We start from the raw sequence: 16,680 nt of genomic DNA on the forward strand, positions 1-16,680 counted from the left end.
CCGCGCTTAACGCTGGCTGATGTCGAACAGCAGATTGCGTAGCCACTGATGCGCCGGATCGCGGTGGCTGCGTTCGTGCCAGGCCAGGGTTTTGGTAAACCCCGGTATCGGCAAGGGCGCTTCCCGCATGCACATGCCCGGCGTCAGGCTGGCGAGGCGTTGCGGCACCACGGCAATCATATCGCTGACGGTTAAAATCTCTGGCAGGATCAGGAAGTTACTCACCGATACGCCCACGCGGCGGCTTTTGCCGATGGCGGCCAGCGCGTTATCCGCCACGCCGCGAAAACGTTCGCCATCCCACGCTACCAGCGCGTGCTCCAGCGCGCAGAAGCGTTCAAGTGTCAGCGTGTTTTGCGCCGCATCCGGGTGGTTGGCGCGCATCATGCAGACAAAACGTTCCTCAAACAGCGCCCGGCTGTGCAGCGCTTCCGGCGTGCTGTGCGGCGTCATTAACGCCGCATCCACTTCGCCACGCTCAAGCTGGCTTACCAGCCGCTGCGGCTCTACGGGTTCAACGCGGATGCGGATCCCCGGCGCGTGCTTTTTCAGCTCCGCAATAAACGGCACGATCACCACTTTCAGCGCGTAGTCCGTCGCCGCCAGCGTCCAGATAAAGGTGGCGCTGAGCGGGTCAAAGGCGGTGGGTTTCAGTAAACGGTCGATATCGGCAAGGATCTGTTTCACCGGTGCCGCCAGCGCCTGCGCTCGCGGCGTGGGCACCATGCCATGAGGGGCGCGGATAAACAGCGGGTCGGCAAAATAATCGCGCAGGCGCGTTAGCATGCCGCTCACGGCCGGTTGCGTCAGCGAAAGGCGGGCGGCAGCGCGCGTGACATTGCGCTCATCAAGCAAGGCATCCAGCGTTTTCAACAGGTTAAGATCGAGGTTTCTGATATCGTTATTCATGATGGTGACCAGCCAGAGCGATAATCAAGATTATCGCATTTACGGCTGTCCGTAGCGGGTAATTTCCCCGTATGATGAGCCTCTTTTGTGCCTCGGGAGCGGTTATGATTTGGTTGATGTTGGCAACGCTGGTGGTGGTTTTTGTGATTGGTTTCAGGGTATTAACCTCTGATTCTCGCCGCGCGATACGCCGCCTCACCGACCGACTCAACATCCAGCCTGTGCCGGTGGAATCGATGATCGATCAGATGGGTAAAAGCGCCGGTAACGACTATTTAAGTTACCTGACGCGCCCGGACGAAGCGCATCTGCAAAACGCCGCCCAGGTGTTACTGATCTGGCAGGTGTCTATTGTCGACAGCAGCGAGCAAAACCTGGTTTACTGGCACCGGTTGCTGCAAAAAGCGCGGCTGGCAACCCCTGTCACCGATGCGCAAATCCGCCTGGCGCAAGGGTTTCTGCGCGAGCTTGAACCGGACAGAGCCGATCTCAATAACTTCCAGCTGCGCTATAACGCCCTGTTTATGCCCGAAGAGGGTGTTCACTGGCTGCACTGATATCACGTAGTGTGATGATGTTTATCAAAGATAGTCATTAGCTTTATAACACCGCGCGGCGCAAAGTGGCCTCGTTCATCCATGACGAGGTACACCATGACGCAATCCCTGACGCAAAGCGCCATTGTCTGGCCGCAAGATTACCTGCCAGGCACTACCGATAATTTTGCCTCCAACGAAATCATTGTCGCCGGGCTAACGGCACACGACATCTGGGCGCAACTCAATGACACCCGCCTGTGGCCGACCTACTACAGCAACGCGCAAGATATCCGTTTTCACGATGAGAGCGGCCCGTTATTAAGCGCCGGTGCCCGCTTTCGTTTCACCACTTTTGGTTTTCCGGTTGAGGCACAGGTGTGTGAATATGTTCCGCCAGTTGCAGGCCAGGCCGCGCGTATCGCGTGGTATGGCTGGGTGGAGGGCGATGAAAATTCGTGGCTGGATGCGCTTCACGCCTGGTTGTTTGAGGATTTACCCGGCAACCGCGTGCGCATCCTGACGCAGGAATCGCAAACCGGCGTTCCGGCGCAGCAACTGGCGAGCGCGGTGCCAAACCCGATGATCAATGCTCATCAGGAGTGGATTGTTGGCCTGGCAACGGCGGCGCGTAACGCGCGGGATAAAATGTAAACCGTGCTGGTATCGCGGCATAAACCTCACTGGCTTCATGCCGCGATTCTGCGTCGCCATATACACATGGGCGAACGCGCTTTCTGCCTGGCGGTTGAATTCATCGCCACCACAGAGTTGCCAAATTGTTAATTGCGTCACACATTTTGAATGTTACACTGCGCGACTTTCACGAATAAAAACTAAGCAGGTAACCAATGAGTGAGCAATCTGTGACGCCCTCTTCACCGGATGCGGTAAGTCGCCCGAACTGGTCGGCGGTTTTCGCCGTGGCGTTTTGCGTGGCCTGCCTGATAACCGTGGAATTTTTGCCGGTCAGCCTGCTCACGCCAATGGCGCTGGATCTGGGCATTTCGGAAGGACTGGCCGGGCAAACCGTCACCGTGACGGCGTTTGTCGCCATGTTCGCCAGCCTGTTTATTACACAAATTATTCGCGCCACCGACCGCCGCTACGTGGTGATCGCGTTCGCGGTGCTGCTTACGCTCTCCTGTCTGCTGGTGTCGTTCGCCACCAATTTCACCCTGCTGCTGCTGGGCCGCGCCTGTCTTGGTCTGGCGTTAGGCGGTTTCTGGGCGATGTCGGCGTCGCTGACCATGCGGCTGGTGCCGATGCGCGTCGTGCCGAAAGCGCTGTCGGTGATTTTTGGCGCGGTGTCGATTGCGCTGGTGATAGCGGCTCCGCTCGGCAGTTTTCTCGGCGGTATTATTGGCTGGCGCAATGTGTTTAACGGCGCGGCGCTGATGGGCGCGGCCTGCATCATCTGGGTGTGGCAGGCATTGCCGTCATTGCCGGGGAAAACCGAGCACCACGAAAATATGTTCGGCCTGCTCAAACGCCCTGGCGTACTGGCCGGGATGATCGCTATTTTTATGGTGTTTGCCGGGCAGTTCTCGTTCTTTACCTATATTCGCCCGGTCTATATGAATCTCGCCAGGTTCGACGTTGACGGGCTGACGTTAGTGCTACTGAGCTTCGGTATCGCCAGCTTTGTCGGGACGTCGTTCTCGTCGGTGGTGATGAAACGCTCAGTAAAACTGGCGTTAGCGCTGGCACCGTTAACGCTGGCGATTAGCGCCCTGGTGCTGATTCTGTGGGGTAGCGATAAGGTGGTTGCGGCGGGCATCGCCATTATCTGGGGGCTGGGTTTCGCGCTGATCCCGGTGGGCTGGTCAACATGGATCACCCGCACGCTTGCCGATCAGGCAGAAAAAGCCGGTTCCATTCAGGTGGCGGTGATCCAGCTTGCCAACACCTGCGGTGCGGCGATTGGCGGCTTTGCGCTGGATCATTACGGTTTGCTCTCGCCGCTGGTGCTTTCCGGCAGCCTGATGCTGTTAACGGCGCTGCTGGTGGCGGCGAAAGTACGGGTGAAAGGCTAACCCGGTTCAGGCGGCGCGGATTTTGCGCCGCGAATCCCAGGAAATCAGCAATACCGACGAGACAATCAGCAGCGTGCCGAGCCAGTCCGGCAGCGAAAATGCCACGCCGAGCAGCGCCACCGACAGCAGGGCGCTGCTTAGCGGTTCGGCGCAACTCAGAATGCTGGCTTTCGACCCGCCAATCATCTGCGCGCCTTTCAGATAGAGGCTAAAGGTCAGCGCGGTGCCAATCACCACCAGGTAGAAAAAGGCCATCAGCAGGCGGCCATCAACCACAAAATCATTCCCCTGCCCGCCAAAGAACGGCGTCAGCATCAATCCCGCCAGCAACATACTCCAGCCGACAATCGGCAGCGTGCCGTAACGGGCGATAAGCGTTGAGGGATAGGTAGTGTAAAAGGCGGCGGCAAAGGCCGAGACAATGCCCCACAGCAGCGCTTCAGGCGAAATAGACAGCGACGTCAGATTGCCGTGCGTCACCAGTAAAAAAGTACCGATAAGCGAAGTGATGATCGCCAGCGCCACTGGCATTGTTGGCCGCGCTTTGCGCACCAGCGCGAACCACGCCACGATTATCGTCGGGGAGAGAAATTGCAGCACCGTCGCGGTGGCGGCGTTGGATTTTTCAATCGTCAGCAGAAAAGTGAGCTGTACAGTCAGCGCGCCAAACAGCGAGAAAATCAGCAGGCTAACGGCGTCTTTACGGTTTTTCCAGATAGTGAAAATTTTGTCGCTGTGGACAAATGATAGCGTGAGCAGAATCACCCCGGTGAACAGCAGCCGCGTCATGGTCAGCCACGGCGAAGAGATATGGCTCTTCTGCATAATGTACTGCGCGCAAACCCCGGAACTGCCCCATAAAACGGCGGCGGCGAGGACGTAAAACATCCCTTTCTTGCTCGAACCCATCGGCTAACCCAACTCTGTCATGCTGATTACTTATCGTGAGGCCGCGCATCATAACACATGTACAGAGTTTAACCGGAGGCGGCATGAGGGGGGACCGCCTCCGGTTTTGTTACCTTACCACCAGGCTTCCCACATCGCGCCGATGTTGAACGAATCGAGCGTGGAGTCGTTGGTGCCATTCACGCGTGCGGTGCGTTTGTTATCCACTTCGCCGCCGGTCACGTAGAAGCGCAGCATCGGGCGGAACTCCGGTCCCATGGCGATAGAGATGTTCTGCGACAGCGTCGCTTTCCAGCCGTGGTTATCGCCGCCGTCATCATAATCTACGCGTTGATAGCCCAGTTCCAGCCAGGTGGAGTGAACGTCGTTCCACCAGTGCATCGGGCGAACAATCGCGCCATAGTTGCGACGGTTATCCGCTTTGTTGGCGCTGTTGTCGTAGTCGTGGAACGCCAGCAGATAGTCCACCTGCGTCTGGCGGGAGAATTTGTAGGTGCCTTCGAAGCTGGCGTAAATCGCCGTCAGATCGTCGGTTTTGTTGAATACGCTGTTATCCGCGTTATCGGAGTAGCGCGCGATCAGTTTGTTAATGCCGTTGTCATAAGTGTGGCTCAGCACTGCGCCGCCTTGCCAGGCTTTCAGACGGTCATCGCTTTCAATCGCTTTCGAGTCAAAACCGTAGTTAGCGTAAATTTCCAGATCCAGCGGGCCGACTTTCATGCCGTGGATTTTGGAGGTCAGCGCATAGTTACCTTTATCGCCGACGTTGGAGCCGCCGGTACAGGTGATGCGCGACGGGTTGGCTTCATCTTCCAGCACTTCCGGGCTACAGGACGCAACCGAACCGACAGCCGCGACATCAAACTTCACGCCGCCGATATCGAAGTTTTTCACCCCGGCACCCTGGCCGTCGTGGTTCATCCAGAAGTAGTCGTTGATGCCCTGTTGCGGACGCTGGTGGAAATCACGCCCCGCCCAGAAGTAGGCGTTCGGGTTGGACGCCAGCAGGTTGGTCACCCCGGCATAGGCTTTTTTCAGGTTAACTTCGTCGCCCCAGTGATCGAACATCACGTTGACGTCCCAGATAGCGCCGTTGTCGCCTTTAAAGGCTTTGGAAAGCTGGAATTCGCCGCCGTTGCCTTCGTTGCCCAGACGACCAATCGCCGACGCGCCGTTATAGGAGCCATCAACGCCGACATATTTCTGATCGCCGGACTGGAAGTGCGCGCCATAACGGGCGTAACCGCTAAATTTCACGCCGTAAGGCACCGCCAAATCCGGGGTTTGCGCCGCGCTTTGCGGCTCCACCACCACATCCGCTTTTTTATTCACCGCGGCGTCCATTTTCGCCTGGCGTTCCGCCAGCGCTTTATCCACCGCCTTGGCGACGATGGCATCGATTTGCTCTTGCGTGAACTCTTGTGCGAAGACGGAGCCAGAGCAAAGGGTGGCCGCAACCGCCAGCGCCACTGGAAGTTTTTTATTAATTCTCATGGTTATCTCAATTTAGTAAGTTATTCTCAGACAATAACCATCCCGGGTGACCGGGCAGAGATTATTGCCATCACCATTACGAACTGCTTTTATTTTTTAAATGCGGGTACAGCTTAATTAAGATTTACCGTAATCAAGTCTCCGTTAATTATTGCCGATATAAAGTGTGAAGCTGAATTATCTCTTCGGATAACTCACGCGCTAATAATGACGTCATTAAATGATCCTGCGCGTGTACCATAATTAATGTCATCGGTTGCCGGGCTTCGCCCGCATCCTGTTCGATTAATTTGGTTTGCATGTGATGCGCCTGGCGCGAATAGCCATCCGCCTCTTTGAGCAACTGGCGCGCTTCGTCAAGATTGCCTGCCCTTGCCGCGCGCAGCGCTTCAAAGCACAGGCTGCGCGACTGTCCGGCGTTGACGATAATTTCCATTACCGCTTCTTCGAGTTCAATCATTGTCATTTAATCCTGAGTAAAACCATTATTTTCAGCGGTGGCGGCAAACCACTCTCCACTTTTCTTAATGGTGCGTTGTTGCGTTGCCAGATCTAATTGCACAAAACCGTAGCGGTTTTTATAGGCATTACACCATGACCAGTTATCAATAAATGTCCACATATGGTAGCCAAGGCAATTACACCCTTCGCTTATTCCTTTATGCAACCAGATAAGATGGTCGCGCACAAAGGTAATACGATAACTGTCGTTTATTTGCCCCTCTTCAATAAACCGCTGTTCGTTCTCGACCCCCATACCGTTTTCGGAAATAAAACAGCGTGGGTTACCGTAATTGACGCGTAAGTTGGTGAGAATATCGTAAATGCCCGGCTCATAAATTTCCCACCCGCGATACGGGTTCATTTTGCGCCCTGGCATTTCGTAATAATCAAACAACCACTCCGGCATAAACGGCGCGTCGGGATTGACCGCACTGTCCCGGCACTTTACCCGCCGTGGTTGGTAGTAGTTAATGCCGAGCAGGTCGATTTTCCCTTCTGCAATCAGCGCGATATCGTCCGGCTGGCAGGCGGGCAACTGGTCATACTCTTTCAGCAGCGCCACCAGGTCAGCGGGATACTCGCCGCGCAGTACCGGGTCGAGAAAACTGCGATTGAACAGCAAATCGGCGTAGTGCGCCGCTTTCACATCCGCCGGGTGCTGCGAACGTGGATAGGACGGCGTCAGGTTCAACACAATGCCAATCTCACCAGCGTAAAACCCGGCGCGAAACGCTCGTACCGCGCTGGCATGCGCCAGTACCGTGTGGTACGCCACCGTTGCCGCGCGTTTAAAATCCACCACGTTCGGGTAATGGAAATCGTACAGATACCCGCCCTCTACCGGCACAATCGGCTCGTTAAAGGTGAACCAGTGATGCACCCGATCACCAAACAGCTCGAAACAGATTTGCGCGTAGCGGCTGAAAGCCTGCACCACTTCCCGGCTTTCCCAGCCGCCTTTTTCCTGCATCACCATCGGCATATCGAAGTGAAACAGTGTGATAAACGGCGTAATACCCTGCGCCAGCAGCTCGTCGATGACCTCGTTATAGAACGTCACCGCCTGCGGGTTCACTTCGCCGTCGCCATCCGGGATCAGCCGTGACCAACTGATCGAGGTGCGAAAGCTGTTGTGCTTGAGCTGCTTTAACAGCGCGATGTCCTGTCGCCAGTGGCGATAAAACGTCGAGGTCTCTTGCGGCCCAATCTGCTGGTGAAAGCGCCACGGTTGGCTGGCAAACCAGGCATCCCATGTGGTGGCGCTTTTACCGCCTTGCTGGCTTTCCCCTTCGGTTTGCAGCGCAGAGCTGGCGCTGCCCCACCAGAAGTTTGCGGGAAATACGTATTTCATTACCGACTCCTTTTCGTTACTGCTAATGCGTTACGGCTTAGTTACTGCGGACGGTTTCCGTCATCGGCGCGCTGTTCTGCGCTTTTTCTTCTTCTGCTTTCATTAATGAATGCTCGTAAGCACGCAGGAACGGCAGATACATCAGGGCGGACATCACCATACAAATCAGACACATCACCACCGGGCTAAAGGCCCAGTTCGCCGCCCAGGACGCACCGATAGGCGCAGGCGTTGTCCACGGTGTCAGGGAGACCACTTGCGCCAGCAGGCCCATTTTGGTGGCGGTGTAAGCCAGCACGGCGTTCACCAATGGCACGCAAACAAACGGCACAAACAGCATCGGGTTCATGATGATCGGCGCACCGAACAGAATCGGTTCGTTGATGTTAAAGAAGCTCGGTACGACGCCCATTTTGCCGATGGTGCGCAGATGTGCGACGCGGCTACGCAGCAGCAGGAACGCCAGCGGCAGAGTGGAACCGACACCGCCAATCAGCAGGTAGTGATCCCAGAAACCTTGCAGATAGACATGCGGCAGCGCGGCGCCAGCAGCCAGTGCAGCCTGGTTGGCAGAGAGGTTTGCCATCCAGAACGGGTTCATGATGCCGGTGACAATCAGCGAACCGTGGATACCGGCGAACCAGAAGATCTGGCACAGCAGCACGGAAAGCAGAATGGCAGGCAGGGAATCGGACGCGGAGACCAGCGGTTCCAGCACGTGCATAATCGCCTGCGGCAGGATCATGCCGGTTTGCGCTTCAATAAACAGGTTCAGCGGGTGCAGCGTACCAATGATCACCAGCACCGGAATGAGGATTTCAAACGAACGGGCAACGCCGGTCGGCACCTCTTTTGGCAGGCGAATGGTGATGTTGTGCTGTTTAAGCCAGGCGTAAACGCGGGTGGAGTAAATCGAGGTCAGCAGCGCGGTGAAAATGCCCTGCCCGGAGAGATACTGTGTAGAGATTTTGCCATCTGCATACGGTGCGGCAACCAGCAAAAACGCCATAAACGCCAGCAGACCGGTCATCACCGGGTCGAGGTTAAACTGGCGACCCAGGCTCGCGCCGATCCCGACGGAGATAAAGAAGGTCATCACCCCCATGCTGAGGTTGAACGGCAGCATCAGTTGTTCGCGGTATTTCGCGGAAAAATCGAGCCACCCGCGGGCGAAGCCAACGGTGGTATCCGCGGAAAACGGCGGGAAGATAAACACCAGCATAAACGAGCCGATGATCATAAACGGCAGTGCGGCGGTAAAGCCGTCGCGGATGGCGATAACGTACTTCTGCTGTCCCAGACGACCGGCCAGCGGCGTAATGCTTTGCTCAATAACCGTAATCATTGATTGATATAAGGAACTCATAAGAACACCTTTTTAATGCGCCGCTTCTATGAGCGACAATGCAAAGTCCAGTACCTCATTGCCACGTTGCATTCCGTAATCCATCGGGTTGATGGGTTGCACCGGAATACCCTGAGCGGCGGCCTTTTCTGACAGCGTGTTTAACATGTATTTCACTTGCGGTCCGAGAAGCACGACCTGGTAACGCGGAAATTGCGTGTCGAACTCCGCGACGCCATACGCATCGATCTCTACCGGTATATCGCGTTCCTTCGCGGCTTCCAGCATTTTCCTCACCAGTAAGCTGGTGGACATACCGGCTGAACAGCACAACATAATCCTGAACATCGTTAACCATCCTCGAAGTGTAAAAAGTTATTGCGGGGTCGATTGGATATCATATGGAAACCGGTTTCCATTTGTTCGCCGCAGAAGTGTGATAGCTGTCAATGTCTGTGAATTATCTGATGCCGTAATTGGATTTGCGTCACGGAATTTGGCACTCTGTTGAGAACAAAAAGCGCAAAACGGAAAATCGGTTTCCATCAAAAAGCGAAACCGCTATACTGCGTGTGGTTATATATTAGCCGTTGAAGTATTTAGATTTTGCGGGCGCGATGTGCGCCTGTCAGGGGAGAAAGATGTCTACAATCAACGATGTATCACGTTTAGCTGGGGTGTCGAAAGCCACAGTCTCACGGGTGTTGAGTGGTTCGCGCGGCGTTAAGGAAGCCAGCCGCCTCGCGGTACTGAAAGCGGTCGAAGAGCTGAATTATCGGCCCAATGTTATCGCGCAGTCATTGCTCAGCCAGTCGACAGGCTGCATCGGTGTTATCTGCGCCCAGGACAATATCAACCAAACCACTGGCTACCTCTACGCGCTGGAAAAACACTTAAGCCAGAGCCAGAAACATCTGCTGCTGCGCTTCGCCAATACCAAAGCGGAAGTGATGAGCGCGCTGGATGAGCTGACCTGCGGGTTGTGCGACGATGTGCTGATTATCGGCGCGCGTTTCCCGCTCAAAATTGACGATGAAAACGTCATTCTGGTGGATTGCGTGGAATCTGCCGACGCCACGCCCAACAGCATTCAATTCGATCACGCCTTTGCCGCTGAAACCGCCTGTAACTATCTGATAAGCCAGGGCCGTCGTCAGATTGCGTTAATCCACCCGCGCACCGCCGCCGCCGATCAAGTGCTGCATGGCTATAAGCTGGCGCTGGAAAACAATTTCCTGCCGTTTAACCGCAACCTGGTGTTTATGGATGACACCACTTCTTCTGTTGCGTTGCAGGTGCTGCTCAATAACGCTACTACCCTGAATTTCAACGCGTTGCTGGTGGCAGACGAGCAGGAAGCCCAGCGTGTGATCCCGCAATTACAGGCGTTTAATAAATCGGTGCCGGGCGACATTATGGTCTTCAGCCTCGCCGGTTCACTGCATTTGCCGGGCATTCCTACCATTCCGGCTATCGAATATTCGATGGATGCGATGGCCGCGCGTATTGTCGCCTGGCTGAATGAAAAAACGCAGAGCGTGCTGGGGGCTTACCGGGTGCGCGGGGATTTAATTATTCCCGATATCAGTAAACGCTAAGCGCTGTTTTGAAAGCCTCCGGTTGGGGGCTTTTTGTTACTTTCGAAAAGTGCCGTTTTACGCAAAACGCTCTTACGGTTTGGTTTGCTGTCAGATGAAATACATGCTTTTTTCTTCCCGTCAGTCTGTTGAAAAAACATAACGGGATATTTTCCCTTGCGCCCAACTTTCCCGCGCCGTGCAGGTTATCAGCCATTTAGCTGAATTTTGCCAATCGTTAGCCATAAGTTTGCTAAGGACGTTTAGCTATAAGCCATACGTTTTCGTTGTTAGACAGGGTGCGGTGCGGCTCTTATCGTTCGTCATTATTTGTAAATTCCACGCAATCATTTGATGAGGGAGCAATTTTGGCCAGCTTCGTGAATAGCTTCAAAACCAAACCCACACGCTTCACCCTCGCGCTGAAAATCGCGTTACTCAGCAGTGTGGTGGCGTTCTCTTCTGCCTCGTTCGCTGATGAGGTCTTAAAAGAGGGCATCACACCGGCGACAGACGCCAGCCAGATCCCGGCGGCGGCGAAGCTGCGCAAAGACACGGTGGTCGCCGGTATTTCGGAACCGCAGGGAATTTTTAACCCCTACTTCTTCGTCAATGGCTGGGATGAAAACGTCACCAACGTCATCTTCTCGCGTCTGATCGACTGGGACAGCCACGGCAAACTGGTGCCTGGCCTGGCCGAAAGCTGGACAGTTAGCCCGGACAACAAGGTCTACACCATCAAACTTCGCCCGAACCTGACCTTCAGCGATGGCTCGCCGCTGACTGCCGAAGATGTGGCGTTTACCCTGACGGTGCTTTACGACCCGAAATATGATGGCGACACGGATATCACCCTCGCCAACATTGCCGGTGGCGCGGAGTACAAAGCCGGGAAAGCGGACAGCGTCAGCGGCCTGAAAGTGATTGATCCGTTAACGCTGCAAGTCACTACCACCCAGCCGGGCGCGACGACGCTGGCGAAAATCGGCGGCCCGGTGCTGTCCAAAGCCTATTACGGCAAAGATTATCAGCGCGGCAACCTGGATTACCTGCGCACGCTGCACGGCAAACCGCTGGGTAACGGGCCGTATGTCTATGAGAAATACATTCCAGGCCAGGAGATTCGTTTCCACGCCAATACCCATTTCTACCGTGGCACACCGCCAACGCCGCGCTTTATCTACCGCGTGACCAACCCGTCCACCAACTTCCAGCTGTTCCAGACCGGTGAGACAGACTATGACGCGTTCACCTCGCGCCCGGATGATATTGAGCAACTGAAAATGCTCGGTTTCGCCAATATCAACCTGTACGGTTCCAGCGATTACAGCAAAGTGGAATTCAATGTGCGTCGTCCGGCGTTGCAGGATGTGAAAGTGCGTCAGGCGCTGATTTACGGCCTTGACCGCCAGAAGCTGATTGATGTGGTGTATCAGGGTTACGGCAAAGTGGCGATTGAGCCGATTGCGCCGATCTCCTGGGCCTATAACACTGACGGGGTTAACCCGTACAAATTCGACCCGGCGCAAGCCAAAAAACTGCTGGATGAAGCGGGCTGGAAACCAGGGCCGGACGGCATCCGCGTCAAAGACGGCAAACGGCTGGAGCTGACGCTGCTGGTGAGCAAGAAAGTGCTGAATGACGCGCTGATCCCGATTGCCAAAGAGAACTGGCAACAGATTGGCGTACTGCTGAAACCGCAGGTTGTCGATTTCAACGCCCTGATGGCGCAGCGTAAAGCCGGCAATTATGACCTCGCCTCCTTTAGCACCAGCACGTTAAACGATCCGCATGATGGCGTGTGGGATTACTACAGTACGGAAGCGAAAGAGTCCGGCTATAACAATCCGCAGGTCGATAAGCTGATTAACGACGGTAACGCGGTGCTGGATGTGGAAAAACGTAAACCGATTTACCACCAGCTGTATAAAGTGCTGGCGGACGATCCGCCGGTGATCCTGCTGGGCTACCGTGAGATTTTGTCGGCCAGCAGCGCCCGCGTCACCGGTTTTAAACCGGATATCTACAACGGCCTGACCGGCAGCCTGCCGGATGTGAAAATCGTTAAGTAACACCATCACAACTGCCGGGGTTTCCCGGCAGTTGCCATGAGAGCGCTATGCGAAATTTTATCCTGAGGCGGCTGCTGCAAACCGTACCCATGCTGCTGCTCGCTTCGCTGATTATCTTTATGCTGTTCGCCAAAACGCCGGGCGACTTTATCGACGGCAACGTCACGCTGACCGCCGCCCGCGCCGCTGAACTGAAAGCCATTTACGGCCTCGATCAACCGCTATTCACCCGCTATTTGCACTGGCTCGGCCAGTTGTTACGCGGTGATTTAGGCTTCTCGTTGCAATACCAAATCCCGGTGAGCCAGTTACTGAACCAATACATCTGGAACTCGTTCCTGCTGGCAAGCGTGGCGCTGGTGTTTTACTGGGGTATCGGTCTGGCGGTGGGCATCGCGTCGGCGCTGAAACCCAATTCGTTGTTCGATCACCTGGTGAGCGTGCTGGTGTTCGCCGCCATGTCCTTTCCCACCTTTTTCCTCTGCCTGTTGCTGATTAAGTGGTTCGCGGTGGATCTGCACTGGCTGCCGGTCGGCGGCATGACCAACACCGGCAGCGACGAAGGCGGCTGGGCGTGGGTGATGCAGGTGGCGGCGCACCTGGTGCTGCCGGTGCTGGCGCTGGTGATGTTGCAGGCGGGCAGCCTGACGCGCTATTTCCGCGCCAGTATGCTGGATGTGGTGAAGATGGATTTTATCCGCACCGCGCGTGCCAAAGGGCTGCGCGAACGGACGGTGATTTTTAAACACGCGCTGCGTAATGCGCTGCTGCCAATTATTACCCTGCTTGGGTTTGAGCTGCCGGGGCTGTTTTCTGGTGCGATCATCACCGAAAAAGTGTTTAACTGGCCGGGCGCGGGGCATATTCATATCGATTCGCTGGCGGCGCGCGATTACCCGGTGCTGATGGGCTTTACCCTGTTCCTGGCGGTGTTAACCATTCTCGGTAACCTGATTGCCGATGTGCTTTACGCGTGGGCTGATCCACGTATTCGGGTGAGGTCGTGATGTTCGGTTCGCTTTTTTCAACCCATCGCCGTCTTCGTAAAGCGGAAATCCCGGCGCTGGCGCAGGCCACGCCTTCACCGTGGCGGCAAGCGTGGAAAGCGCTACGCCATAACCATTTAGCCATGTTATGCCTGTTTTTGCTGGTGATGATGACGGTCTGGTGTGTCATTGGGCCGCTCTGGTCGCCGTGGCAAAACGACGCCACCGACGCGCTGATGATCAACAAACCGCCCGGTGCCGCGCACTGGCTGGGCACCGATTTTCTCGGCCGCGATGTCTATACCCGCCTGCTGCTGGCCGGGCGCATTTCGTTGATTATCGGCCTGCTGACCATGCTGCTTTCCGTGGCGCTCGGCTATCTGCTGGGCGCGGTTTCGGGCTACGCGGGCGGCTGGACGGACAAACTGATTATGCGGCTGGCGGATCTGGTAATGACCATCCCGAGCTTACCGCTGCTGATTGTCGCCGGGGCGATGCTGTCGGAACTCGATTTCTCCGCTGAATCACGCATCTACATGGTGGTTATCATGCTCAGTTTGCTGGAGTGGCCGAAGCTGGCGCGGCTGGTGCGCGGGCAAATTCTTTCGCTTCGCGAGCGCGATTTTATGCTGGCGACGCAGGTGCTGGGCTTGTCGTCGCGTCGCCGTCTGTTTGGCCACTTGTTGCCGAATACCATCCCGATTCTGGTAGTGATGGCAACAATGGCGGTGGCGAACGCCATTCTGATGGAGTCCGCGCTGAGCTACCTCGGGCTTGGCGTGGTGCCGCCCACGCCATCGTGGGGCAACATGATGGATGCCGCCAACAGCCTGATCGATTTTCAGCGCCGCCCGTGGCTGTGGATGCCGCCGGGTATCGCCATTTTTATTACCGTGATTGCGATTAACGTGTTGGGTGACGGCCTGCGCGATGCGCTGGATCCGAAGATGAAACGGAGCGTGAAATGAGCGAAGCGCTGGTCACCTTTAATCAATTGTCTCTCTCTTTTGCGAGTGAACAGGGGCGCGTGCGCGCTGTGCAGGATGTCTCTTTTACCATCAACGTCGGGCAGACTATCGGCGTGGTGGGCGAATCCGGCTGCGGTAAAAGCGTCACCGCCATGTCGCTGATGGGCTTGCTGCCGCCGCAGGCGGCACGCATTGACGGCGGGCAAATCCTCTTTCAGGGGCAAGATTTACTGCGCCTGAAGCCGTCAAAAATGGCGGATCTGCGCGGCAACCAATTAGCGATGATTTTCCAGGAGCCGATGACGGCGCTTAACCCGGTGCTGACCATCGGCGAGCAGCTTTGCGAACCGTTGATTCGCCATCGCGGTGAAACGCCAAAAGCGGCATGGGCGCATGCCACCCGGTTGATAACCGACGTGGGTCTGGCGCGGGCGGAAAGCCTGATGAGCAGCTACCCACATCAGCTCTCCGGCGGCATGTTGCAACGCATCATGATTGCCATGGCGCTGAGTTGCCAGCCGAAGCTGCTTATTGCCGATGAACCCACCACCGCACTGGATGTTACCGTGCAGGCGCAAATCTTGCGGCTGCTGCGCGACCAGGCGCGGGCGCATGAGATGGCGCTGATGCTGATCACCCATGATTTGGGCGTGATTGCGCAGATGGCCGAGCATGTGGTGGTGATGTACGCCGGGCGCATTGTTGAACAAGGCCCGACGGCCGATGTGCTGCGTAACCCGCTGCATCCGTACACCAAAGGGTTGATTGCTGCCCGTCCCATTCCGAGCGAGCGCAGGCGTCGGCTTTACTCCATTCCCGGCCAGGTGCCGGATCTCGCCGCGCTGCCGCCATACTGCGCTTTTTACGAGCGCTGCGAGCGGGCAACCGACGCGTGCCGGGCGGGCATTCCGCCGCTTATCGGCCAGGTGCGTCAAGCCGCGTGTATTCACAGTACGCTCGTGGAGCCAACCGCATGAGTAGTCAGCAATATGTCATTGAAGTGGAAGGGCTGAAAAAACATTTCCCGCTGCGCGACGGGCTGTTTGGCCAGCAAACCGGGGAGTTACGCGCCGTAGATGGCGTCAGTTTTAAGATCCGCCAGGGGACGATTTTCGGGCTGGTGGGCGAGTCCGGCAGCGGTAAAACCACTGTTGGCCGCACCTTGCTTGGGCTGTACGACAAAACCGCAGGCAGCGTGAAGTATCGTGGTCAGGAGTTGCAAGACCTGAGCGCGAAGCAGATGCGTGCGCTGCGCCCTAAAATCCAGCTGGTGTTTCAGGACCCGTACAGTTCGCTGAACCCGCGTATTCGCGTGGGCGATGCGATTGGTGAAGCGATGCTCGAGCATAAGCTGTGCAGCCGGGCGGAACTGCGCGACAACGTGCTGGAAGTAATGAAAATTTGCGGGCTTGCGCCGCAGCACTACAACCGTTTTCCGCATGAGTTTTCCGGCGGTCAGCGTCAGCGTATCGGTATTGCCCGCGCGCTGATCCTCAACCCGGATTTCATCATCGCCGATGAGCCGATTTCGGCGCTGGATGTCTCCATTCAGGCGCAAATCATTAATCTCTTTGCCGACCTGCGCGACGATCGCGGCGTGACGTTCCTGTTTATCTCCCATGATTTAGGCGTGGTGGAGCATCTGTGCGATGACGTGGCGGTGATGTACCTCGGGCAACTGGTGGAAACCGCCAGTCGCGATACGCTGTTTAACCGGCCGCTGCACCCTTACACCCAGGCGCTGCTGGCGGCGGTGCCAACGCTCGACCCGAATAGCGAACCCGTCGCTGTGGTGCAGGGGGAAATTCCCGATCCGTCGCGCCCGCCGTCCGGCTGCCGTTTCTCGTCGCGCTGCCCGCTGGCAACCGCACAATGCCGAGCTGAAATCCCGGCGCTGCGTGAAGTGGAGCCGGGGCATCATGTGGCGTGTCATTTGGTTTAAATAGCAAATCAGGCAATGGCGCTATTATTTCTGGCGGGCGTTACGCAACCC

At 56.2% G+C, this 16,680-nt stretch carries 16 protein-coding genes; 9 read left to right on the top strand and 7 right to left on the bottom strand.

All coding sequences use genetic code 11. The features are described from left to right. Positions 1 to 6: 6 nt before the first annotated feature. Positions 7 to 909 carry a LysR family transcriptional regulator gene (locus BN2591_RS13620; protein WP_086872291.1) on the bottom strand — a complete coding sequence of 301 codons (903 nt, stop codon included), beginning with the start codon at positions 907 to 909 and terminating at the stop codon, positions 7 to 9. Positions 910 to 1,013: 104 nt separating this feature from the next. Here BN2591_RS13620 and BN2591_RS13625 point away from each other — a divergent pair, with 104 nt between their 5' ends. The 3 genes from BN2591_RS13625 (at position 1,014) to nepI (ending at position 3,481) form a co-directional block, all read left to right on the top strand. Next, complete coding sequence (locus BN2591_RS13625; protein WP_086872294.1) at positions 1,014 to 1,466, top strand: DUF1198 domain-containing protein; 453 nt, start codon at positions 1,014 to 1,016, stop codon at positions 1,464 to 1,466. 96 nt (positions 1,467 to 1,562) lie between these two features. Continuing rightward, on the top strand, positions 1,563 to 2,099 hold the full coding sequence (locus tag BN2591_RS13630) for an SRPBCC family protein (RefSeq protein WP_162842163.1): 537 nt from the start codon (positions 1,563 to 1,565) through the stop codon (positions 2,097 to 2,099). A gap of 197 nt (positions 2,100 to 2,296) precedes the next feature. After that, positions 2,297 to 3,481 (top strand): purine ribonucleoside efflux pump NepI, encoded by a 1,185-nt coding sequence (gene nepI / locus BN2591_RS13635; RefSeq protein ID WP_086872296.1) that lies wholly within the window; start codon positions 2,297 to 2,299, stop codon positions 3,479 to 3,481. A gap of 6 nt (positions 3,482 to 3,487) precedes the next feature. On the opposite strand, the gene BN2591_RS13640 is transcribed toward nepI, so the two are convergent. From BN2591_RS13640 to BN2591_RS13665, 6 genes are all read right to left on the bottom strand, one after another. Continuing rightward, positions 3,488 to 4,390, bottom strand: a complete 903-nt coding sequence (locus BN2591_RS13640; RefSeq protein WP_086872298.1) for an EamA family transporter — start codon at positions 4,388 to 4,390, stop codon at positions 3,488 to 3,490. A 114-nt stretch (positions 4,391 to 4,504) separates the two neighbouring features. After that, positions 4,505 to 5,884: a carbohydrate porin gene (locus BN2591_RS13645; protein WP_086872300.1), complete on the bottom strand. Its 1,380-nt coding sequence runs from the start codon at positions 5,882 to 5,884 to the stop codon at positions 4,505 to 4,507. A 148-nt stretch (positions 5,885 to 6,032) separates the two neighbouring features. After that, on the bottom strand, positions 6,033 to 6,344 hold the full coding sequence (locus BN2591_RS13650; RefSeq protein WP_044489757.1) for a PTS lactose/cellobiose transporter subunit IIA: 312 nt from the start codon (positions 6,342 to 6,344) through the stop codon (positions 6,033 to 6,035). Positions 6,345 to 6,350: 6 nt separating this feature from the next. Continuing rightward, positions 6,351 to 7,739 (bottom strand): glycoside hydrolase family 1 protein, encoded by a 1,389-nt coding sequence (locus BN2591_RS13655; protein ID WP_086872302.1) that lies wholly within the window; start codon positions 7,737 to 7,739, stop codon positions 6,351 to 6,353. A gap of 37 nt (positions 7,740 to 7,776) precedes the next feature. Beyond that, positions 7,777 to 9,105, bottom strand: coding sequence for a PTS sugar transporter subunit IIC (locus tag BN2591_RS13660; RefSeq protein ID WP_086872306.1), 1,329 nt, complete (start codon positions 9,103 to 9,105; stop codon positions 7,777 to 7,779). A gap of 12 nt (positions 9,106 to 9,117) precedes the next feature. Then, complete coding sequence (locus BN2591_RS13665; RefSeq protein ID WP_086872309.1) at positions 9,118 to 9,432, bottom strand: PTS sugar transporter subunit IIB; 315 nt, start codon at positions 9,430 to 9,432, stop codon at positions 9,118 to 9,120. A gap of 293 nt (positions 9,433 to 9,725) precedes the next feature. Here BN2591_RS13665 and BN2591_RS13670 point away from each other — a divergent pair, with 293 nt between their 5' ends. From BN2591_RS13670 to BN2591_RS13695, 6 genes are all read left to right on the top strand, one after another. Further along, positions 9,726 to 10,682 (top strand): LacI family DNA-binding transcriptional regulator, encoded by a 957-nt coding sequence (locus BN2591_RS13670; protein ID WP_086872311.1) that lies wholly within the window; start codon positions 9,726 to 9,728, stop codon positions 10,680 to 10,682. A 347-nt stretch (positions 10,683 to 11,029) separates the two neighbouring features. After that, a complete protein-coding gene (locus BN2591_RS13675) occupies positions 11,030 to 12,733 on the top strand; it encodes an ABC transporter substrate-binding protein (RefSeq protein WP_086872313.1) in 1,704 nt (567 codons plus the stop codon). Positions 12,734 to 12,780: 47 nt separating this feature from the next. Next, entirely contained in the window at positions 12,781 to 13,740 is a 960-nt protein-coding gene (locus tag BN2591_RS13680) for an ABC transporter permease (protein WP_086872317.1), read from the top strand. Then, entirely contained in the window at positions 13,740 to 14,687 is a 948-nt protein-coding gene (opp4C, locus tag BN2591_RS13685) for an oligopeptide ABC transporter permease (RefSeq protein ID WP_162494952.1), read from the top strand. Before BN2591_RS13680 ends, opp4C begins: the two co-directional genes overlap by 1 nt. Continuing rightward, a complete protein-coding gene (locus BN2591_RS13690; RefSeq protein WP_086872322.1) occupies positions 14,684 to 15,664 on the top strand; it encodes an ABC transporter ATP-binding protein in 981 nt (326 codons plus the stop codon). Before opp4C ends, BN2591_RS13690 begins: the two co-directional genes overlap by 4 nt. Then, positions 15,661 to 16,629 carry an ABC transporter ATP-binding protein gene (locus tag BN2591_RS13695; RefSeq protein ID WP_086872324.1) on the top strand — a complete coding sequence of 323 codons (969 nt, stop codon included), beginning with the start codon at positions 15,661 to 15,663 and terminating at the stop codon, positions 16,627 to 16,629. The genes BN2591_RS13690 and BN2591_RS13695 overlap by 4 nt, the downstream gene beginning before the upstream one ends. The last annotated feature ends 51 nt before the right edge of the window (positions 16,630 to 16,680 follow it).

Source organism: Kosakonia pseudosacchari, assembly GCF_900184035.1.
Classification (GTDB): domain Bacteria; phylum Pseudomonadota; class Gammaproteobacteria; order Enterobacterales; family Enterobacteriaceae; genus Kosakonia; species Kosakonia pseudosacchari.